The sequence below is a fragment of the Streptomyces sp. NPDC001536 genome, assembly GCF_042894505.1.
Classification (GTDB): Bacteria; Actinomycetota; Actinomycetes; order Streptomycetales; family Streptomycetaceae; genus Streptomyces.
On record NZ_JBIAVQ010000015.1, the window covers coordinates 255,056 to 275,566 of the forward strand.

Here is a 20,511-nt window from a genome sequence, read left to right on the forward strand (position 1 = left end):
GTGAGGTCACTTCAGCGTTTTGTCGACATGCCCACAGAGAGACAAGTCAAACACAGTTCCCCCAACTCCCCACGGCGGCACGTCCATCGCTCCCCCCGGCACATGCGTTCGCACATCACGAAGGCCCGGATCCTTGATCAGGATCCGGGCCTTCGTTTTCAGTAGCGGGGACAGGATTTGAACCTGCGACCTCTGGGTTATGAGCCCAGCGAGCTACCGAGCTGCTCCACCCCGCGCCGTTGTGTTGCAACCGTACCACGGCGCGGGAGGGGCATTTGACCAGCTCAGGAACCGGTCAGCCGCTGGGACTGCCGCTCGGACTCGGACTGGAGCTCGGACTCGGACCGGCGCCGCCGGGCTTGTCCTCCTTGGCCTGTGCGTCCTCGGCCCGTTGCAGGGCGTCCTCCAGGTCCTTCTGCGCCTGGCCGTACGCCTCCCAGTCGCCCTTCTTCAGGGCTGCCTGGCCTTCCTCGAAGGCCTTCTGGGCGTCGTTCAACGCCTCTTGGACCGTCGGGTTGTCGGAGCTCGGTGGCGGAGTCGTGGTGCCCCCGCCGTCGTCCTCCGGTGGCGGGGTGGTCTCGCCCTCCGCTCCGAAGACCTTGTTGAGGGCCTCGTCAAGGGTGTCCTCGAAGGCGGTGTTGCCTCCGTAGGTCACCAACACCTTCCGCAGCAACGGGTACTTCAGTCCACCGCCGCGTACGTAGACCGGCTCCACGTACAGCAGTCCTCCGTCGAGCGGCACCGTCAGCAGGTTGCCGTACTCGACGCTGGAATCACCTCTGTTGAGGAGGCTGATGGTCTCGGCGATGTCCTGTTCGGAGTTGAACGTGCTCTGCACCTGTTTGGGGCCGCTGACGGTGGTGTTCGTCGGCAGTTTCAGGATTCTGATCTTGCCGTAGTCCGAGGTGCCCGCCTCGGCGTCCACCGACATGAACGCACTGAGGTTGTCCCGGCCGTTGGGCGTGAACGTCGTCGTGAGCGAGAACGCCTGGGCCTTCTGGTCGGGCATCTTCATGCTGAGGTAGTACGGCGGCACCGCGTCGCCCGACTTGTTGGTCGGGTCGTCCGGCACCTGCCACACCTCGGAGCCGCTGAGGAACGTCGTGGCGTCCTCCACGTGGTAGCGGCTGAGCAGTTCGCGCTGGACCTTGAACAGGTCCTGCGGGTACCGCAGATGGTCCATCAGCGACTGCGAGATGGCGGTCTTCGGCTCCACCGTGCCCGGGAACGCCTTCATCCAGGTCTTCAGGACCGGGTCCTGGGTGTCCCACTGGTAGAGCTTGACCTCGCCGGTGTACGCGTCGACGGTCGCCTTCACCGAGTTGCGGATGTAGTTGACCTGGTTCTGCTGGGCCACCACCGCGCGCGAGTTGTTCGTCGCGGTCAGCGAGTCGGCCGTGGTGTCACCGAGGGTCGTACGGGACGAGTACGGGTAGCCGTTGGTCGTCGTGTACGCGTCGACGATCCACTGGATCTCGCCGCCGACGACCGCCGGATAGGCGTCGCCGTCGATGGTCAGCCACGGGGCGACCGCCTCGACGCGCTCCTTGGGCGTGCGGTTGTACAGGATCCGCGAACCCTCGCCGATCGCACCGGAGTAGAGGATCTGCGGCTCGTTGAACGCCACCGCGTACGCGGCCCGGTTGATCGGGTTGGAGAGGTTGACCCCGCTCTTGCCGGTGTAGCTGAAGGTCTTCTCACCGTTGTCGTCGGAGTAGTCGATCTCCTTCTGGGGACCGCCGACGATCGAGTACTCGGTGGTCTTCTCGCCGTAGTAGACCCGCTGCTGATACGTCCCGAGGTCACCCTTCGACGGCAGGTCGGACTCGGTGAAGACCGGGCGGCCCTCGGAGTCGGCGGTGGTGCCCTTGGCGGCGACCACGCCGTAGCCGTGGGTGTAGCGGAAGTGGTCGTTGATCCAGTTGTTCTTCGGAATGCCGGCGAGGTTCAGCTCGCGCAGACCGATGACCGTGTCCTGGTCCTTGTCGTCCTTGCTGTAGCGGTCGACGTCCAGGTTGGTCGGGAACGCGTAGTAGTTACGCATCTGCTGGAGCTGCTGGAACGTCGGGGAGGCGATGTTCGGGTCCATCACCCGGATGCTGGCCGTGCTGTCGACGTCTTCGCGCAGCTTGGTCTTGTCCGTGGTGGTGGAGGTGCCCGCGTACTCGGTGACCTGGGCGTCGTCGATGCCGTACGCCTCGCGCGTCGCCTTGAGGTTCTTGGAGACGTAGGGCGCCTCCTTGGCCTGCTCGTTCGGCTGGACCTGGAACTTCTGGACGATCGCCGGGTACAGACCGCCGATGAGGATCGCCGAGAGGACCATCAGACCGAAGCCGATGACGGGCAGCTGCCAGGTGCGCCGCCACAGGGTGGCGAAGAACAGCAGGGCGCAGATGACGGCGATGCAGAACAGGATCGTCTTGGCCGGCAGATAGGCGTTGGCGTCGACGTACCTCAGGCCGGTCCAGTTGTCCGTCGCCTTGAAGTCGCTGGACTTGACCGCGAGGCCGTACCGGTCGAGCCAGTAGGCCACCGCCTTCAGGGCGACGAAGACGCCCATCAGCACCGACAGATGGCCCGTGGCCGCGGCCGTGGCGCGCGCTCCCGGGCTGGTGATCCTGAGCCCGCCGTACAGGTAGTGCGTCAGCGCGGCGGCGATCACGGAAAGGATCGCGGCCGCGAAGCCGAAGCCGAGCAGGAACCGGTACCAGGGCAGGTCGAAGGTGAAGAAGGAGATGTCGAGCTGGAACTGCGGGTCCTTCTCACCGAAGGACACGCCGTTGACCCACATCAGCCAGGTCCGCCACTGGCTCGACGCCGAGGCGCCGGCGATGAGGCCGACCAGCGCGGTGATCCCCAGCAGCAGCCACTTCTTGTAGGGCGCGATGCCCATCCGGTAGCGGTCGAGGTTCTGCTGCTCCATCGACATGGCGCTCAGCGGCGGCCGCAGCCGGTGCGCCAGCCAGATGTTGAAGCCGACCGCCAGGGCCATCAGCAGACCGAAGACGAAGAACAGCCCGATCTTCGTCCACAGGGTCGTCGTGAACACGGACGAGTAGTTCACCGACCGGTACCAGAGCCAGTCCGTCCAGAACCCGGCGAACATGGTGAACGCCATGCCGAGCACGGCAAGGACGCCCAGTGTCATGAGCAGGGTCCGGACACGCCGGGACGGGCGGCCCACTCTGATCCGTGGCCCCGTCGGGCCTCCGCCGCGGTCCGGCATCTGGAAAGCCAAGGTGCGCACCTCGAAAGTCGCTGTTGGTCCGTCAGACCCGCGTCCCCGCGGGCCGTCCGTGGGCCACGTGATCGTAGGCCCTCACCTATGCAACTTACTCACGCTTTACTCGGTTCCCGATTCCGGCCATGAACGAGGCAGGATTGTGACCATGTCCAACACTCCCATGGCAGCGAGCCCTCTGACCCGGGCCGTACTCGAGATCGACGAGTACGTCTCCGGCCTCGGCTGGGACCAGCCCGCTCGCCTCTTCGCCCTCGTAGACACCGCCCGGCTGCGCGCTCAGGAACCCGGGCTCGCGGCCCAGCTCGGCCTGGAGGACGAGCAGGAGACCACCGGTCTCACCCCGATCGAGCAGGAGGAGATCCCGGCGGGCAAGCCGCTGGACGAGTTCCTCGGCACGATCGCCTGGCCCGACGCGGTCGTCGGCTGCGCCCTGACGGTGGAGCGCCTGATGCTCCCGCCGTCCGCCGAGGCCTCCGTCCCGGAGGGCCTGAGCGACAAGAAGCTCACCCAGTGGGTCGCGCAGCACCCCGACCGCCAGGAGGTCCGCATGACGGTCGCGGTCCTGCGCGACGGCACCCGCGACTCCGCCCTGCGACTGCGCGAGAAGGACTCCCCGACGGAGGTCCTCACGGGCGGCGAGCTGGTGCCGGGGCTGGCGGAGGCGCTGTCGGCGACGTTCGAGGACTGAGTTCTTCCAGTACGTCGATGTCTCCTCGTACGACAACGGGGGCGCCCTCGGTCTTGGGGGCGCCCCCGTTCACGTACGCGCGCGTGTGCGTCGCGTCAGCCCTTGGTCGTGCACTGGGGCAGGTCGGCGGTGTCGCCTGAGCGGATGTCCTTCAGGGCGCCCAGGGCGTCCTCGATGGTGTCCACCTTGACCAGGGTGAGCCCGCTGGGGGTGTCCTTGGCTGCCGCCGAGCAGTTGTCGGCCGGGGTCAGGAAGTACTGGGCGCCCTTGTCGCGGGCGCCGACGGTCTTCATCTCGATGCCGCCGATCGGGCCGACCTTGCCGTCGTCGTCGATGGTGCCGGTGCCGGCCACGAACGTGCCGCCGGTGAGGCTGCCCGGGGTGAGCTTGTCGTAGATGCCGAGCGCGAACATGAGCCCGGCACTGGGCCCTCCCACATCGGCGAGCTTGATGTCGATGGTGAAGGGGAAGGTGTGGTCGGTCCCGGCGGAGATCCCGACGATGGCGCGCTTCTCGCCGTCGTCGTCGGACTCCTTGGTCGTGACGCTCACGTCCTCGGTCCTGGTGGCGGTCCGCTGCTCCTTCTCGGCGGCGGCCTGCTCCTTGGCGGGGACGATGGTGAAGACGACCTTCTCGCCGGCCTTGTGCTTGGTGACCAGTTCGGCGACGTCGGCGGGCTGCTTGACGGCGGTCCCGTCGACGGCCTTGATGACGTCACCGGCGTGCAGCCGGCCCTGGGCCGGGGAGTCCTTGACGACCGTGGAGACGATCACGAAGGACTTCACGGGGACGTCCAGCTCCTTCAGGGCGGCGACCTTGGCGCTCTCCTGGGACTGGCTGAACTCCTCGGCGTTCTCCTGGGTGGACTGTTCCTCGGTCTTGCCGTCCGGGTAGAGCGTGTCGTGCGGCACGACCTTGTTGTCGTGCGCGAGCCACCCGTACACGGCCTCGACCAGGTTCATCTTGTAGTCGGCGCTGGTGACCCGGACGGTGGTCATGTTCAGATGCCCGCTCGTCGCGTACGTCTTGCGGCCGGAGATCTGGAGCACCGGCTCGCCGTCGTGATCGCCCAGGGTGTTCACCGTCGGCCCGGGGGACATCTCCGAGTACGGCACGGGGATCAACACACCCGCGCACAGGAGTGCGATCAGCATCAGGGTGGAGGCGAGCATCGTCGCGGTGCGGCGTGGCATGGCACGACAGTACGGGACGCCCCTGTCAGCGACCCGTCAGGGCTGCTTCTCCATGGCCGCACGGAAGCGGGCGTACCCGTCCAGCTCAGGGCCGTCGCTCCGCACCTTGCGGGTCCGGTTGGCCCAACTGCCCCACAGACCTGCGCCGATCGCAGCCAAAAACGGAATCAGCAACCAGGCGAGCGCCGCCATGCCGTCCTCCCAACCCCGGTGCGCGACCGCAACTGACTGATCAGCAGATTAACCATCCGCACTGACAACGCTCATGCCAGGGGTGCGGTTACGCAACCGGAGGAGAGCCCGAGGTCAGCAGGCGCCGACCCACTCCTCGGTGCCGTCGGAGAACTTCTGGTGCTTCCAGATCGGCACCTCGTGCTTGAGGTCGTCGATCAGCTTGCGACAGGCCTCGAAGGCCTCGCCGCGATGCGGACACGACACGGCGACGACGACGGCGAGATCCCCGACGCTCAGATCCCCCACACGATGCACCGCGGCCAGCGCCCGCACGGGGTACTCGGCGACGACCTTCTCCGCGATCCGCCGCATCTCCGCCTCGGCGCTCGGATGACACGAATACCCGAGCTCGTCGACGTCGGCTCCGCCGTCGTGGTTCCGCACGGTCCCCACGAACAGGGCGGTCCCCCCGGCCGCGTCGTCCCCGACGGCCTTGAAGACTTCGTCCAGGGAGAGCGCGGTCTCACGAATGGCGATGAGCTTGATCGCGTCCTGCGCGCCCCGCTCACCGGGGTGATCGTCGATAGCTGCCATGCCCCCATCGTGCCCCATGCCTGTGACCACGCGGAATAGCGCTATCGTCCGGCACACGCGTGTGGGCGTTCGGAGCCTCCTACAGGGACCCCGCAGGGCGTGAGCCGGTCGGCCTCAGATCCGCCGCCGGGCCTTCCGGGCCCGCCGCACCACGGCCGCCGCGCCCAGCAGCGCGACCGTGGCACCCGCGGCGCCCGCGGCCGTCGCGTCCTTGCGACCCAGTCGGCGCCCCGCGACGGTGTGCCGTCCGGCGACCTCCTCCAGCAGCTCCGCGAGCACCTCCTCGTTGGTCCACTGCGGCCGCCATCCGGCGTCGTGGAGCCGGCTGCCGCTCACCACCCAGGGGTACATCGTGTAGGCGAGATCCCCGGCCGGGGACGGCGTGAGCCCGATCCGGTGCAGCCGGGCCGCCGCGCCCAGCGCGACCGCCGACGGCAGCTCCATCCGCCGGATCCCGCTGAGCTCCTCGACCTCCTCCTGCTCCAGCCATCCGTCGCACCCGACGGCGAGCTCGCCCTCGACCTTCTCCAGGACGGCGTACTCCAGGGCGCTGACCAGATCCTCGACGTGGCAGAACTGCCAGGCGGGCCGGGACCCGGCCACGACCAGCAGCCGGGGCGACTCGAAGTACCTGGTCAGCGCGGTGTCGGTGCCTCCGACGAGGACGGCGGGCCGCACCACGGTGACGTTGAGCCCGGGGTGCGCCCGCGGAGCGCGCCGCGCGAGCCGCTCGACCTCCAGCAGATCCCCGACCCCGGTCGCCTCCGCCGTGGCCCGCAGCTCCGCGTCCTCGGACAGCGGCAGCTCGTTGTCCGGAAGGGCGCCGTAGACCATGGCGGAGGTGCACAGCACGACCCGGTGCACGCCGGCCGCGGCCGCGGCGGTCAGCACGGTCTGCGTACCGCGCACGTTGTACGCCGTTCGGGCGGCTCCGTCGGTCTCCAGATCGAGATCGAGGGCCAGATGCACCACCACGTCCGCGCCCCGCAGCTTCTCCGCGATCGCCGGATCCCGCACATCCAGGATGTGCCACTGCGCCGCCGCGCACTCGCCTCGCCGCTCGTCGATGGCGATGACCTGCTTGATCTCCTCCGAAGCGGCGAGCCGCTCGGTGAGCATGGCGCCGACACCGGCGGCGGCGCCGGTCACGGCGACGACCGGTCCGCGGAGGCCGGGACTGGTTGAGTGGTTTCGCGCTGCGCGAACCTGTGGATCAGGGGAACTCACCGGGCGTCTCCAGCGGTTGTCTTCAGTACGGGCGCGAGTGACGCGTACGTACCAGGTGGCATCCATCCTGCCGCAGGCCGAGAGTCGGCGGAGCACCGAGGCCCGATCCGCCCACGGTGTCTAGGCTGGGTGGTGTTATCGGGCAGTCGTGCCGTCGGAGTGAAACCGGCGGCCTTACCAGCCGAGGAATCCCGTGAGTGACACCCCATTCGGATTCGGCCTTCCGCCGGAGGAGCCGGACGACGGCGACGAGGGCAAGAAGAAGGACCAGCAGAGCGGTGGTGGTCAGGGCCCGGCCAACCCGTTCGGTTTCGGCGGGCTGCCCGGAGCCGGAGGCTTCGGTGCCCCTGGTGCCGACAACCCGTTCGCAGCCATGTTCGGTTCCCTGAACCCCAACGACCTGGGCGCCGCGTTCCAGCAGCTGGGCCAGATGCTCTCGTACGAGGGCGGCCCGGTGAACTGGGACATGGCCAAGCAGATCGCCCGCCAGACGGTCTCCCAGGGCACCGCCGACGGCACCAAGGACGCCAGCGTCGGCCCCGCCGAGCGCACCGCGGTGCAGGAGGCCGTCCGCCTGGCCGACCTGTGGCTCGACGACGCGACGTCCCTGCCGTCCGGCGCGGGCTCCGCCGTGGCGTGGTCCCGCGCGGAGTGGGTCGAGGCGACCCTGCCCGCGTGGAAGGAGCTCGTCGACCCGGTCGCCGAGCGCGTCGGCACCGCCATGGGCGATGTCCTGCCGGAAGAGATGCAGGCCATGGCCGGCCCGCTGATCGGCATGATGCGCTCGATGGGCGGCGCCATGTTCGGCACCCAGATCGGGCAGGCCGTCGGTGTGCTCGCGGGCGAGGTCGTCGGCTCGACCGACATCGGCCTGCCGCTCGGCCCGGCCGGCAAGGCCGCGCTGCTGCCGCTCAACATCGAGTCGTTCGGCAAGGACCTGGGCGTGGCGCAGGAGGAGGTGCGGCTGTATCTCGCTCTGCGCGAGGCCGCCCACCAGCGCCTCTTCGCGCATGTGCCGTGGCTGCGCTCGCACCTGTTCGGCGCGGTCGACGGGTATGCGCGCGGCATCAAGGTCGACACCGCCAAGCTCGAGGACGTGGTCGGCCAGTTCGACCCGCAGAACCCCGAGCAGCTGCAGGACGCCCTCCAGCAGGGCATGTTCCAGCCGGAGGACACGCCCGAGCAGAAGGCGGCCCTGGCCCGTCTGGAGACGGCTCTGGCGCTCGTCGAGGGCTGGGTGGACGCGGTGGTCCACGCGGCCGCGAAGCCGCGGCTGGCGTCCGCGGACGCGCTGCGCGAGACCCTGCGCCGCCGTCGCGCCTCGGGCGGCCCGGCCGAGCAGACCTTCGCCACGCTGATCGGCCTGGAGCTGCGCCCCCGCCGGCTGCGGGACGCCTCCCGGCTCTGGGCCTCGCTCACGGACGCGCGCGGTGTCGACGGCCGGGACGGTCTGTGGGCCCACCCGGACATGCTCCCGACCGCCTCCGACCTGGACGACCCGGACGGCTTCGTCCACCGCGAGCAGCTGGACTTCTCCGAGCTGGACAAGATGCTCGGCGAGGCGGCCGGCGGCTCCACCGAGAAGCCCGACCTCAAGAAGAAGGAAGACGACAAGGCCGAGGGCGACGACACCGAGTGAGCCTGCACGACGACGCGGTCCTCGTACTGAAGGGGTACGAGGACCAGGAAGAGCTGCGCCAGACGTACCTCGACCACTTGGCAGCCCACCCGGACGGCATGTGGAAGGCCTGCGAGGACGGTCACATCACGGCGAGCGCGCTGGTGATCGACCCGTCGCGTGGACAGGTCCTGCTGACCCTCCACAAGAAGCTGCGTATGTGGCTCCAGATGGGCGGCCACTGCGAGCCGGGCGACGCGACGGTGGCCGCGGCGGCGCTGCGCGAGGCGACCGAGGAGTCCGGGATCGCGGGCCTGACCCTGCTGCCGGGCGGCCCGGTCCAGCTGGACCGGCACCCCATCCCGGCGCCCTGCCACTGGCACTTCGACGTCCAGTACGCGGCACTGGCCCCGGCCGGAACCGTGGAGGCGATCAGCGACGAGTCCCTGGACCTGCGCTGGTTCGCCTACGACGAGGTGGCGGACGTGGCGGACGACTCGGTCGTACGACTGCTGGAAGCGACGCGGGCCAGGCTGTGACGTGTAAGGGGCGACCACCATGGGTGGTCGCCCCTCACTTGTCGGATACGGCTAGCTCCAGACGTTGCCCTGGTTCTGCCCCCGGGCGCCCTGCTGCCCCACCCCGTACTGGGCAGCCAAGCCCGACCCGATCTGCGCGTTCTGCGGCGGCAGCAATTCGCTGGGCTGGACGATCGCGTAGCCGCTGCCCATGAAGCTGAGCTCCCAGCCCTCACCGGTGTTGCCCCGGCGCCGGAACACCCCGGAGGAATGCGTCTGGGCCTGCATCTGGACGCGCAGCGAGGTCGACCAGGCGACGATCGCGTCGGCGTCGCAGTTGACGTACTTGTCCGGCGTGACCTGCATCATCAGCGGCGCGCCGGAGGTCATGAGGGCGACCTTGCCGCGGCCGGTGATGTTGAGCTGGTACTTCCCGGAGCCGGAGATGCCGTAGAGGCTGTCGACGGCGATGACCTCGTGGTGCAGCGAGGAGTCCATGGCGAGGACGTAGTTGCTGTCGACGGTCAGCCCGTCCTGCTCCACATCCACCAGATGGACGTGCTGCTTGAGGTTGGCGAGATAGACCGTGCCCTGCCCGTGGCAGCGCATCAGGTCCAGGCCCTCGCCGGTGTGCGCACGCGAGCGTCCCTGCTGGTTGCTCTGGTACTCGGCGTCGAACTCCATCAGGCCCTGGTAGGCGACCATCGTGCCCTTGCGGGCGAGGATGTCGTCGTGGCCCTCCAGGGTGACGCGGAGCATCTGCTTGTTCTGCAGGCTCCAGCGCTCCTGGGTCTGCTGGTCGTTGTAGGCGAAAAGCGGACTCTGCATGACGTTCTTGCTCCCCCTCAGCCCCGGACCCGGAGACGGTCGGTGCTGTCCTCGCTGGGCTGGACGACGACGATGCCCTGGCCCGAGAAGGCCATCTGATAGGCCTCACCGCTGCCGCGGCCGATGAGCGACTGCGCCTTGAAGCTGCGCTTGCCCTTCACCTTGAGGTTCGGGGACCAGGCGACGAGCGCGTCGGGGTCGACGTACGTCTCGTCCTCGCCGCCGCCGCAGTCGACGACGATCGGCTTGCCCCGGGAGGTCAGCGCGACCCAGCCCTGCCCGGAGATCTTGGTGTTCCACAGTCCCTGCCCGGCGAACTTCGCCAGCCCCTTCACGCGCTCGACACCCCAGGTGAGGTGCGCGTCGAAGGCGAGCAGGTTGGTGGCGTTGACGGAGATGCCGTCGCCGTTGAGGTTGATGACGACCACGTTGGCGCCGTAGTCGGCGAGATAGAGCAGTCCGTCGCCGGAGCACTTCATCAGGGGCGCGCCCTCGCCGGTCATCCAGTCCTTGGCGATCTGGCGCACGGCCGGCGGGTTGGGCTCGTACTGGACGAACCCTTCGTAGGCGACCATCGAGCCCACGCGCGCGAAGAGGTCGTTCCCGGTCTGCATGGCGATCTTCGCCATGTGGTTGCCGTGGTTCTCCATGCGAGCCGTGACGGGTGCGGGAGCGAAGCCCGCGAGTGGCTGGTTCATGACGGACTCCCTCAGATCTCGTACGGCTGGACGACGATGAAGTTGCCGGGCGCGGCCCGGAACTGGAGGTTGACGCTCTCGCCGGTGTCGCCGGGGTAGGCGTTGCGCCGCATCCGGACCTGGCTGGAGACGACCACCTGGGCGGCGGACGACCAGGCGACCACGGCGTTGGCGTCGGCGAAGGTCGTGGGCGTGACCGGCAGCACCACGGGCGTGCCGTGCGTCTTGAGGACGATCGTGCCGGTGCCCTGGAACAGCATCGTGAACAGCGCGCCGCCCGGGATGCCGTGCCCTTCGATACGGCGGACCTCGTACTGGAGGCTCTCGTCGAAGGCGAGGACGTTCTCGGCGGAGACGCAGATGCCGTCGCCCTGGAGTTCGATGGGGTGCAGCATCGTGGAGTTCTCGGCGAGGAAGACCTGTCCCTGGCCGGTGCAGCGCATCAGCTGCATCTCCTGGCCGGTCGCGTTGCCGACGACCCGGCCGGCGAAGCCCGCGCCCTTGTAGCTGAAGTCGACCTTGCCCTGGTAGAGCACCATGCTGCCCTGGCGGGCCAGCACCGGCTGACCGCCGACGCCGAGGTCGACGCGGACGAGCTTCTTGTTCTGCTGCGTCCAGCGCTGACCGGTCGGCGTCTCCTTGAACTGCTGGAGAGCGCCCGCGACACCGGCGGCCTGGGGCGCGCCCTGCGGTACGCCCTGGGGCGCGCCGTAGGGGGCCTGCTGGCCCGGGACCTGGCCGTAGGGAGGCTGCTGACCGTAGCCCGGGGGCGGGGTCGGCTGGCCGTAGCCGGGCGGCGGGCCGGGCGCCTGGGGTGCCTGCGGGGCCTGGGGCTGGGCGCCGTAGCCGGGCGGCGGGGCGGGCTGGCCGTACGGGGGCTGCTGCGGCTGGCCGTAGGGCGCGGGAGCCGGGGCCGGGGGCGGCACCGGGGCGCCGCCGGGCGGGGTCATGGGCGCGACGATGGTGGGCTGGGCGTGCATGTTCGGCGCGGGCGCAGGCGCGGGGGCCGGGGGCGGGGTCGCTCCGGGCGGGGGCGCGAAGCCCTGCGGGGCGGGTGCGGGGGCCGCGGGGGCCGGGGCGCCGAACGCGGGCGGCGCGGTGGCCTGGGCGGGCGGGGCGAAGCCCGGGGCGGCGCCGGCCTGCGGCTGCGGCGGGGCCGCGGGCGCCTCCTCCTCGGCTACCTCGCCGCCGAAGTTCTTCAGCAGCGCCTCGAGGCCTCCGTCGAAGCCCTGTCCGACCGCGGCGAACCGCCAGACGTCCTTCAGGTAGAAGTCGCCCAGCATCACGGCACGCTCGGTGGAGAACTCCGAGCCGTTGAAGGAGTAGCGGACCACCTCTTCGCCGCCGGCCACGATCCGGATGTATCCGGGGGCGATGTGCGACATCTGCCCGGCGCCGTCGATCGTCGCCGTGAACGACAGCTTGTGGATCTGCGCCGGGATCCGGTCGAGGGTGACCCGGAAGGACTCCGTGTCGCCCGCCTGGGCGCCCAGGAGCTGGATGGACTCCTCGGGGGACTTCGGCTGGTTGAAGAAGACGAAGTACCGGTCGTCCGAAAGCTGTTCGTTGGCGTCGAGACCGAAGCAGCTGATGTCGAAGCTCAGTCCGGGGCCGGTGATCTGTACGCCTACGTACAGATCCGTGCCCGCGGTGAGGTCACTGACCTTGGCCTTGTGGCCGCGTTGGAATTCCCTGGCCATGCGTAACGACCGTCCCCCATCCAAGTGCGAGTGCGTCGCGCCAGGCTAACGGCAAACTCGGACAGTGGACGAAGTCGGTACAGACCCGGTACACAATCCCCGGCCGGGGACGTCGGTCACTCTCCGCGCGCGCCGGGCAAATGGGGCAACCGGTCGGCCGCGACCACGCCTTCGAGATAGCCGCGGGCCCGCTCGGTGCGCGGATACGCCTCCAGGAGCCGCCAGAAGCGGGGCCCGTGTCCGGGCACGAGCAGATGCGCGAGCTCATGGACGAGGACGTAGTCGACGACGTATTCGGGCATCCCTTGCAACCGGTGCGAGAGGCGGATGCTGCCCTCGGAGGGGGTGCACGAGCCCCAGCGGGTGTTCTGGTTGGTGACCCAGCGCACCGAGGCGGGCCGGGCGCGTCCGTCGAAGTACTGGGCCGACAGCCGCGCGGCGCGCTCGGCCAGTTCGGTGTCGCCGAGGACCCGCTTGCTCTCCTGGGCGGCCAGCTTGTCGAGCATGACGCTCACCCAGCGTTGCTCCTCCGCCTCGGACATCCGGGCAGGGATCAGCACGACGGTGCGGTCGCCCTCGCGGTAGGCGGAGACCGTCCGGCGTCGTCGCGCGCTCCTGCGCACCTCGATCGCGCTCGCTCCCGAGCCGCTGGGGGGCTGGCTCGACGTGCGTCGCTGTGGTGTTCCGGCGCGGTTCAGTGGGTCGGCGGACACGCCCCGACGTTACCCGCTGTGAGTGGTGGAAGTCCCGACTCCGGGACGGTTCGGTCCGGATCCCCCACCATGCGTTTGATTTGTACGACGAATACCCACCGCCTGTGGACAACTTTCGGCAGCGCATCACCGATCCGGGCATGCTGGCATTCGCCGACGGAGCCACGGCCCTGCGCCGAGGGGTCTGCGAGCGGCGGACGGGGATGTTCCACGAGGGCTACGGGGGCCTGTCATGCAGTCTTCACAAGATCCACCGGTTACGGCGATCCCGCTGGTCCCGCTGGTGAAGCCCGCGCTGCGGCGCGGCTGGCGCGACCTGAACACCGTGCAGTTCGGGATGACCCCGGCGCACGCGATGACGCTGGGTCCGATGGACACCGCCACGGGCAGTTTCCTCGACCTGCTCAACGGCACCCGCGGTCCGGGGCTGCTGCGCGAGGAGGGGCGGCGCATGGATCTGCCCGACGGCCATGTCGACCGGCTCCTGGAGCGGCTGGCGCGGGCCGGGCTCCTCGACGACGCACGGGGCGGCGGCCAGGCCGGTGACACCCTGCGAAGGAAGAAGCGGGTCCTGGACCGGCTCCGCCCCGATCTGGCCTCGCTGTCCCTGACGACGACCGAACCGGGCGAGGGGATCGAGGTGCTGGCCGCCCGTCGCTCGCTGCGCGTGCAGGTCAGGGGCGCGGGCCGGGTGGGCACGGTGCTGGCCTCGCTGCTGGCGGGCGCCGGGATCGGCGAGGTCGACGTGCGGGACGTCGGCGAGGTCGAGCCGTGGGACGTCGCGCCGGGCGGGCTGCCCGCCGAGGCGATCGGCGAGCGCCGGGACGAGGCGGCCCGGCGCGCGGTGCGCCGGGCCGAACCGGACCGCTCGCCACGCCGGTCGCCCTCCGGGGCGGGCGAGCCCGGGTTCTCCCTGGTGATCCTCGCCCCGAGGGACGATGTCGCGGTGCACGCCCCGCCGGCCGCCGACCCTCTCGTCGACTCCGGTACGCCCCATCTGTACGCCGGTGTCGTGGAGGCGACCGGAGTCGTCGGCCCTCTCGTCCTGCCCGGGGTGACGAGCTGCGCGGGCTGTCTGCACGAGGGGCGCACCGACCGGGACCCGGTGTGGCCGCGGCTGGTCGCGCAGTGGCGGTCGGGCCTGGGACGGTCGCGCCAGGTGCCTCCGTGCGATCTGACGCTGGCCATGACGGTGGCGGGGCTGGCGGCCGCGCACGCCCTCTCCTTCCTCGACGGCCGGACCCCGTCGAGCGCCGGCGCCCGCTGGGAGGTCTCCCTCCCCGCCCTGAACTGGCATGCTCGGCCGGTCTGGGCGCATCCCGCATGCCGGTGCGGAGCCGCGGAGAAAGGTAAGGAGGAACACACCTCTAAGGACGGGGAGTCGCACGAGACAATGGCGGAGCAAGGGCCGTCGAAGGAGCTGCGCCGTAAGGCGGATGCCGTACGGCCGGCTGGGACCTGGAGGGCGCATGTCTGATCTTCCCCGCAAGGCGGTCACCCGTACCGCCAAGCTCGCCGCGCTCCCGCTCGGCTTCGCCGGCCGGGCAACCTGGGGGCTCGGCAAGAGAATCGTCGGGGAGTCCGCGGAGATCGTCGGCCGTGAGCTGCAACAGCGCACGGCGGAGCAGCTGTTCAAGGTGCTCGGCGAGCTCAAGGGCGGTGCGATGAAGTTCGGCCAGGCCCTGTCCGTCTTCGAGTCGGCGCTGCCCGAGGAGGTCGCCGGGCCCTACCGGGCGGCGCTGACCAAGCTCCAGGAGGCGGCTCCTCCGATGCCGACGCGCACCGTGCACCGGGTGCTGGAGGAGCGGCTCGGGGAGGACTGGCAGGAGTTGTTCCTGGCGTTCGAGGACAAGCCCTCCGCCGCGGCGTCGATCGGCCAGGTGCACCACGCCGTGTGGCACGACGGCCGCGAGGTGGCGGTCAAGGTGCAGTACCCCGGGGCCGGGGACGCCCTCCTGTCCGACCTGAACCAATTGAGCCGTTTCGCCCGGCTGTTGGGGCCGCTGATCCCCGGCATGGACATCAAGCCGCTCATCGCGGAGCTGAGGGACCGGGTCTCCGAGGAACTGGACTACGGCCTGGAGTCACAGGCCCAGCAGGTCCATGCCGACGAGTTCGCCGACGACCCGGACGTCGTGGTGCCGGCGGTGGTCCACCAGTGCGACCAGATCCTGATCACCGAGTGGATGGAGGGCGTTCCGCTGTCGGAGGTCATCTCGGACGGCACCCAGGAGCAGCGCGACCGCGCCGGCCAGCTGCTGGCCCGCTTCCTCTTCTCCGGTCCGGCCCGCACCGGCCTGCTCCACGCCGACCCGCACCCCGGCAACTTCCGTCTCCTGCCCGGCGGCCCCGGCGGCGAGGACGACTGGCGCCTGGGCGTCCTGGACTTCGGCACGGTCGACCGCCTCCCGGGCGGCCTGCCCACCCCCATCGGCGACTCCCTGCGCATGACCCTCGACGGCGAGGCGGAGGCCGTCTACGAACTCCTCTGTCTGGAGGGCTTCGTCAAGGAGTCCATAGAGCTGGACCCCGACGCCGTCCTCGACTACCTCCGCCCGATCATCGAACCGGCCCTGCTCGACGAGTTCACCTTCACCCGCGGCTGGATGCGCAGCCAGGCGGCCCGCATCGCCGACATCCGCTCCCCCGCCTACCAGCTGGGCAAACAGCTCAACCTCCCCCCGGCGTACCTCCTCATACACCGCGTGACCCTGAGCACGATCGGCGTCCTGTGCCAACTGGGCGCGACGGTACGGCTGCGGGAGGAACTGGAGGAGTGGCTGCCGGGATTCGTGTTGGAGGGGACCGAGGAGGAGACGGCGGTGGAGGCCTGAGCCCCCGGCGGACCGGCGCTACCACCAGGCGGAGTCCAGGCGTCCCTCGATCGCTCTGAGGTTCTCCCTCGAGCAGGTGTCGCAGATGTACTGACGGACGCCGTTCTCCACGGAGCACGTCCAGGTGGGCCGGGGGCCGTCGGCGGTCGTGCCGCAGCGGGCGCACACAAGAGGCTGGGGCTCCGTGGCGGAACCGCCGTCGTCACTGCCTCCGGGAAGACTCGTCACGCGGCGACGATATCGCCGCGGCCGGTGGATCGGCGGGCACAACGCACCGCGGGGGCCGGTCCGTTCGGACGGACCGGCCCCCGCGGGGAGCTTTCGCCTCCCGGAGTCCGGGAGGCCACCGCTTCAGGTGGTGTCGCTTACTGCATGACCGCGATGGCCAGCGCACGGCGGGCGCGCATCGAGGCGCGCTCGGCCCGGCGCTGCATGCGGCGCGCGGCCGCCAGGCTCACGGCCCGGCGTTCCTGCTGCGCCTGGTGCAGTCGCTCGTGCATATGCGCACGAGCCAGGGCTTCTGGTTGGAGTTGCATCTCTCGGGTCCTGTTCTGGCGCAAGTCGCTCGCGCCAACGGTGGTGAAGTCTGGAATCGCGGAGCCCACGGGCTCGGTGGTGGACGGCTTCATCGGGGCCTGCTTCTTGGGGTCGTTCGTGAGGGGGCGGTCGATCGTTCCTGCGATGGTGTTCATGCCGTGACCGGGTTCTTGCGCGGGCGGCCACGCGGCCGCTTCCGGGCGACGACGACACCCTGGACGAACAGCTCGCCACCCCAGACGCCCCAGGGCTCACGCCGCTCCTTGGCGCCGGCGAGGCAGGCCTCCATCAGCGGGCAGGTGCGGCAGAGGGACTTGGCGTACTCGACGTCCGCCGGCGACTCGGCGAAGAAGACCTCCGGGTCGTACGAACGGCAGGGGACGGGTACGCCGAGGCTCTCGATGGCGTCGTCGAGCGCGGTGAGCGCAGTCAGCGGGATCAAGGTGGAGTCCTCCGTGAGGCCGGGCGGGGGGATCGTTTCGGAAGGCGGTACGGACGGGGCGTGCGCTTCGAGTTGCACGGTTCGTCTTCCTCGTCTGTCGGTCCGGCCCTGTTGGACCGGTAGTCGGCTTGGTACCGGGTTCTTTTCTTGTCCCGAGGCCCCTTCGCTCTGCCGTCCCCGGTCGGGGACAAACAGAAGGGCCGCGGATCCCGGATGGGGTTCCGCGGCCCTGAAGGCGCCGGCCTGATCAATCAGGCTGGATCACTCCAGGGTTCTGGCCCACGGAAGGCCCACATCAGGTCGTGCTGCGTCGTCTGCTTCCGGCTTCCGGCACCGGCTGCCGTAAAGGCATAGGCATGCGCCTGACCCTCTACCGCTTCCAGTGCCTTCGTCGGTCGCTCATTGCGCTCCCGGACGGGAAGACCCGCGAGAGACACGGAGGACGCCGGGCCGGCGACACGAATGCCGGACAGACCGGTGCCCTGGTTCGAGACGGCGAGCATGCACAGGGAGGCGACGACCGAGCGATCGGTCATTTTCGCGGTGTTGATGGCGTTGATGCTGGTCACTGGACTCGCCTCCTCTCGGCGTCTCGGGGGACCGGGGTGAACCGGTCCTACGGGTATGTAAGTAGAGCACGGAATTGGGGCCTCCGAGAAGGCCTCCGTTCCCGTGGCTAAGAACCTATGGGGATTGCCGGGGCATGCGCAAACTATTTTTTCGACGAGTTCGGATCAGTTCCCCGCTTCTTCGGCCCCGGGCTCCTGGCCTGCGCAGATCGCCAGCACATCGGCTCCGAAACGGTTGAACTTGCGGACCCCGACCCCGGGGATCCGCGCCAGCTCGCCCTCGTCGTCGGGAACGGCCTCCGCGATCGCCATCAGTGTCTTGTCGGTGAAGACGCAGAACGCGGGCTGTCCGCTGCGCCGCGCCTGCTCCGCCCGCCACTCGCGCAACCGCTCGTAGAGGCCCTCGTCCATGTCGGAGGGACAGTCCTCGCACCGCATCAGCTTCATCTCACCGGCGTCGGTGAGGGTGCGGCCACAGACCCGGCAGCGGGCCGGGGTGCGCTGGGTCCGGCGCCGCACGACACCGGCCGTACCGCTCGTGAAGCCGCGCTCCACGCCGCCGGGGCCACCGGTGGCGGCACGCGCGGCGGCGCCGGTCGAGCCGGGGCGCAGCCCGTCGAGGAAGCGGCTGGGGCGGCGGTTGGGGCGCCCGCCGGGCGAGCGGGACAGTGCCCAGGAGACATGGAGGTGCTCCCGGGCGCGGGTGACACCGACATAGAGGAGACGGCGCTCCTCCTCGATCTGCTCGTCGGTCTTTGCGTAGGTGATCGGCATCATGCCCTCGGCGACCCCGACCAGGAAGACGACGTCCCACTCCAGGCCCTTGGCCGAGTGCAGGGAGGCGAGGGTGACGCCCTGCACGGTCGGGGCGTGCTGGGCGCCCGCCCGCTCGTCCAGCTCCGCGACGAGGTCGGCGAGGGTGGCATCGGATCTGGCGGCGGCGAAGTCCTGCGCCAGGTTCACCAGCGCGGCCAGCGACTCCCAGCGCTCTCTGACCGCTCCGGATCCCGCCGGGGGCTCGGAGGTCCAGCCCTCGCCGGAGAGCACGGCACGCACCTGGGAGGGCAGGTCGGGGGCGTCGTCCAGGAGAGCGTCGTTGCCCCCGAAGCGGGAGGCGGCGCGCAGGGCGACGCCGGCCTTGCGCACCTCAGGGCGGTCGAAGAACCGTTCGGCGCCGCGCAGCTGGTAGGGGACGCCCGCGTCGGCGAGGGCCTGCTCGTACGTCTCGGACTGGGCGTTCGTCCGGAACAGGACGGCGATCTCGGCGGCCGGGACGCCGGCGGCCATCAGTTCGCGGATACGGCGGGCGGCGCCCTCGGCCTCGGCGGGCTCGTCGGTGAACTCGGTGTAGACGGGTTCGGGGCCGGGGGCGCGCTGCGAGACCAGCTCCAGGCGGTGATCGGCGGCGCGGCCGCTGGCCTGGGCGAGCAGGCCGTTGGCGAGATGGACGACCTGGGGCGTGGAGCGGTAGTCGCGGACCAGCTTGACGACGGTGGCACCGGGGTGGCGGGTGCGGAAGTCGAGAAGGTGGTCGGGAGTTGCTCCCGTGAACGAGTAGATCGTCTGGCTGGCGTCGCCGACCACGCAGAGGTTGTCCCGGTCGCCGAGCCACAGCTCCAGCAGGCGCTGCTGGAGGGGGCTCACGTCCTGGTACTCGTCGACGACGAAGTGCTGGTACTGGGCCCGGACCTGGTCGGCGATGTCGTGCCGGTCCTGGAGGACGGCCACCGTCAGCAGCAGGACGTCCTCGAAGTCGATGACGCCGCGCTCACGCTTGAGGTCCTCGTAGGCGGCGTAGAGCTGGGCGATCTCGGCGGGGTTGCGGGGGACGTCCCGGCCAGCCTTCGCGGCCGCGAGGGCGTAGTCGCCGGGGACGGTCTGGGTGACCTTGGACCACTCGATCTCGGCGGTGACGTCCCGCAGCTCGCCCCGGTCGAGGCGGATACGGCAGGCGGCGGCCGCGTCGACGACGAGCTGGATCTTGCGGTCGACGAGCCGGGGCATGGCACCGCCGACCGCTTTCGGCCAGAAGTACTGGAGCTGGCGCAGGGCGGCCGAGTGGAAGGTGCGGGCCTGGACCCCGGCGGCACCGAGCTGGCGGAGCCGGCCGCGCATCTCCCCGGCGGCACGGTTGGTGAAGGTGACGGCCAGCACGCTGGAGGGCTGCAGGATCCCGGCACGCACTCCGTAGGCGATGCGGTGGGTGATCGCCCGCGTCTTGCCCGTACCGGCGCCCGCCAGCACGCACACCGGACCGTGCAGGGCGGTGGCCACCTCGCGCTGCTCGGGATCGAGCCCTTCGAGCACCGCGTCGGCCGTGTCCGGGACGTGCGGGAAGAGGGTGGAGTGCGTTGCTGCTGTCACACCGCCATGCTGCCAGGTCGGCGGGGACGGCTGTGCCGGTTGTCCACAGGCAGGGGCTCGCAGTCGTACTAATGCGGCAGGCGTCACCCGGCCGGGCAGCGCGGTCGGGAATGGCGCTCCGGTCGCATACGTTCCCCCTGTGGACCACCTCGTCCCCGAGCCACCAGAGGAGCGCGCGAGACATGCAGGGCACTGTGACGATGTACAGCACCACGTGGTGCGGTTACTGCCAGCGGCTGAAGAAGCAGATGGACCGCGAGGGCATCGCGTACACCGAGATCAACATCGAGCAGGACCCGGCGTCCGCGGCGTTCGTCGAGAAGGCGAATGGCGGAAACCAGACGGTTCCGACCGTGCTGTTCGCCGACGGTTCGACGCTGACGAACCCGTCGCTGGCCCAGGTGAAGCAGAAGATCGCCGCCTGAGCGACGTACGTGCGCGCAAGTGGGGGGGGGGGCCGGGGGGGGGGCCCCCCCCCCCCCGGGGGCACCCCCCCCCCGCGCCGCCCGGGGGCCGGGCCAAAGCGAGGGAAACGGGGGCGGGGCCGGGGGGGTGAGGGGGGGGGGGGCC

At 70.2% G+C, this 20,511-nt stretch carries 20 protein-coding genes and 1 tRNA gene; 6 read left to right on the plus strand and 15 right to left on the minus strand.

The genetic code is table 11. From position 1 onward, the window contains the following. Positions 1 to 162 precede the first annotated feature (162 nt). Together ACFY0U_RS35150 and ACFY0U_RS35155 are read right to left on the minus strand one after the other, a co-directional pair. Positions 163 to 236 (minus strand) — tRNA-Met (locus tag ACFY0U_RS35150). A 59-nt stretch (positions 237 to 295) separates the two neighbouring features. Continuing rightward, positions 296 to 3,226, minus strand: a complete 2,931-nt coding sequence (locus ACFY0U_RS35155) for a UPF0182 family protein (protein WP_388642709.1) — start codon at positions 3,224 to 3,226, stop codon at positions 296 to 298. Positions 3,227 to 3,389: 163 nt separating this feature from the next. On the opposite strand from ACFY0U_RS35155, the gene ACFY0U_RS35160 reads away from it, so the two are divergent. Then, positions 3,390 to 3,932: a PPA1309 family protein gene (locus tag ACFY0U_RS35160; protein WP_388642671.1), complete on the plus strand. Its 543-nt coding sequence runs from the start codon at positions 3,390 to 3,392 to the stop codon at positions 3,930 to 3,932. 95 nt (positions 3,933 to 4,027) lie between these two features. On the opposite strand, the gene ACFY0U_RS35165 is transcribed toward ACFY0U_RS35160, so the two are convergent. The 4 genes from ACFY0U_RS35165 to ACFY0U_RS35180 form a co-directional block, all read right to left on the minus strand. Beyond that, entirely contained in the window at positions 4,028 to 5,125 is a 1,098-nt protein-coding gene (locus tag ACFY0U_RS35165; RefSeq protein ID WP_388642673.1) for a PDZ domain-containing protein, read from the minus strand. A gap of 36 nt (positions 5,126 to 5,161) precedes the next feature. Beyond that, entirely contained in the window at positions 5,162 to 5,317 is a 156-nt protein-coding gene (locus ACFY0U_RS35170; RefSeq protein WP_388642674.1) for a hypothetical protein, read from the minus strand. Between the two features lie 114 nt (positions 5,318 to 5,431). Continuing rightward, on the minus strand, positions 5,432 to 5,893 hold the full coding sequence (locus tag ACFY0U_RS35175) for a molybdenum cofactor biosynthesis protein MoaE (RefSeq protein ID WP_266888296.1): 462 nt from the start codon (positions 5,891 to 5,893) through the stop codon (positions 5,432 to 5,434). 114 nt (positions 5,894 to 6,007) lie between these two features. Then, positions 6,008 to 7,120 (minus strand): SDR family oxidoreductase, encoded by a 1,113-nt coding sequence (locus ACFY0U_RS35180; RefSeq protein WP_388642676.1) that lies wholly within the window; start codon positions 7,118 to 7,120, stop codon positions 6,008 to 6,010. A 193-nt stretch (positions 7,121 to 7,313) separates the two neighbouring features. Between ACFY0U_RS35180 and ACFY0U_RS35185 the strand changes: the two genes are divergently transcribed. After that, positions 7,314 to 8,759, plus strand: a complete 1,446-nt coding sequence (locus ACFY0U_RS35185; protein WP_388642678.1) for a zinc-dependent metalloprotease — start codon at positions 7,314 to 7,316, stop codon at positions 8,757 to 8,759. Beyond that, entirely contained in the window at positions 8,756 to 9,277 is a 522-nt protein-coding gene (locus tag ACFY0U_RS35190) for an NUDIX hydrolase (RefSeq protein WP_388642679.1), read from the plus strand. The genes ACFY0U_RS35185 and ACFY0U_RS35190 overlap by 4 nt, the downstream gene beginning before the upstream one ends. Positions 9,278 to 9,328: 51 nt before the next feature. On the opposite strand, the gene ACFY0U_RS35195 is transcribed toward ACFY0U_RS35190, so the two are convergent. From ACFY0U_RS35195 to ACFY0U_RS35210, 4 genes are all read right to left on the minus strand, one after another. Beyond that, positions 9,329 to 10,084 (minus strand): AIM24 family protein, encoded by a 756-nt coding sequence (locus ACFY0U_RS35195; protein WP_388642681.1) that lies wholly within the window; start codon positions 10,082 to 10,084, stop codon positions 9,329 to 9,331. Positions 10,085 to 10,101: 17 nt separating this feature from the next. Further along, the gene (locus tag ACFY0U_RS35200; RefSeq protein ID WP_171141547.1) at positions 10,102 to 10,782 is read right to left on the minus strand and encodes an AIM24 family protein; all 681 of its coding nucleotides are present in this window, start codon (positions 10,780 to 10,782) and stop codon (positions 10,102 to 10,104) included. A gap of 11 nt (positions 10,783 to 10,793) precedes the next feature. Further along, on the minus strand, positions 10,794 to 12,482 hold the full coding sequence (locus ACFY0U_RS35205) for a TerD family protein (RefSeq protein ID WP_388642682.1): 1,689 nt from the start codon (positions 12,480 to 12,482) through the stop codon (positions 10,794 to 10,796). Positions 12,483 to 12,598: 116 nt separating this feature from the next. Further along, on the minus strand, positions 12,599 to 13,195 hold the full coding sequence (locus ACFY0U_RS35210; RefSeq protein WP_388642683.1) for a M48 family metallopeptidase: 597 nt from the start codon (positions 13,193 to 13,195) through the stop codon (positions 12,599 to 12,601). A gap of 271 nt (positions 13,196 to 13,466) precedes the next feature. Here ACFY0U_RS35210 and ACFY0U_RS35215 point away from each other — a divergent pair, with 271 nt between their 5' ends. Both ACFY0U_RS35215 and ACFY0U_RS35220 read left to right on the plus strand, forming a co-directional pair. Next, positions 13,467 to 14,672, plus strand: coding sequence for a ThiF family adenylyltransferase (locus tag ACFY0U_RS35215; protein WP_388642710.1), 1,206 nt, complete (start codon positions 13,467 to 13,469; stop codon positions 14,670 to 14,672). Beyond that, entirely contained in the window at positions 14,665 to 16,029 is a 1,365-nt protein-coding gene (locus ACFY0U_RS35220; protein WP_388642685.1) for an ABC1 kinase family protein, read from the plus strand. Before ACFY0U_RS35215 ends, ACFY0U_RS35220 begins: the two co-directional genes overlap by 8 nt. Before the next feature lie 18 nt (positions 16,030 to 16,047). On the opposite strand, the gene ACFY0U_RS35225 is transcribed toward ACFY0U_RS35220, so the two are convergent. The 5 genes from ACFY0U_RS35225 to ACFY0U_RS35245 all read right to left on the minus strand — a co-directional run bounded on the left by ACFY0U_RS35225 (position 16,048) and on the right by ACFY0U_RS35245 (position 19,941). Continuing rightward, positions 16,048 to 16,257, minus strand: a complete 210-nt coding sequence (locus ACFY0U_RS35225; protein WP_388642687.1) for a hypothetical protein — start codon at positions 16,255 to 16,257, stop codon at positions 16,048 to 16,050. 137 nt (positions 16,258 to 16,394) lie between these two features. Continuing rightward, complete coding sequence (locus tag ACFY0U_RS35230) at positions 16,395 to 16,721, minus strand: hypothetical protein (protein WP_388642689.1); 327 nt, start codon at positions 16,719 to 16,721, stop codon at positions 16,395 to 16,397. After that, the gene (locus ACFY0U_RS35235; protein ID WP_171145190.1) at positions 16,718 to 17,086 is read right to left on the minus strand and encodes a WhiB family transcriptional regulator; all 369 of its coding nucleotides are present in this window, start codon (positions 17,084 to 17,086) and stop codon (positions 16,718 to 16,720) included. The genes ACFY0U_RS35230 and ACFY0U_RS35235 overlap by 4 nt, the downstream gene beginning before the upstream one ends. Before the next feature lie 173 nt (positions 17,087 to 17,259). Next, positions 17,260 to 17,544 (minus strand): hypothetical protein, encoded by a 285-nt coding sequence (locus ACFY0U_RS35240; protein ID WP_388642712.1) that lies wholly within the window; start codon positions 17,542 to 17,544, stop codon positions 17,260 to 17,262. 198 nt (positions 17,545 to 17,742) lie between these two features. Then, positions 17,743 to 19,941, minus strand: coding sequence for an ATP-dependent DNA helicase UvrD2 (locus ACFY0U_RS35245; RefSeq protein ID WP_388642690.1), 2,199 nt, complete (start codon positions 19,939 to 19,941; stop codon positions 17,743 to 17,745). 182 nt (positions 19,942 to 20,123) lie between these two features. Here ACFY0U_RS35245 and ACFY0U_RS35250 point away from each other — a divergent pair, with 182 nt between their 5' ends. Next, positions 20,124 to 20,366, plus strand: a complete 243-nt coding sequence (locus tag ACFY0U_RS35250) for a mycoredoxin (RefSeq protein ID WP_307026129.1) — start codon at positions 20,124 to 20,126, stop codon at positions 20,364 to 20,366. Positions 20,367 to 20,511 lie beyond the last annotated feature (145 nt).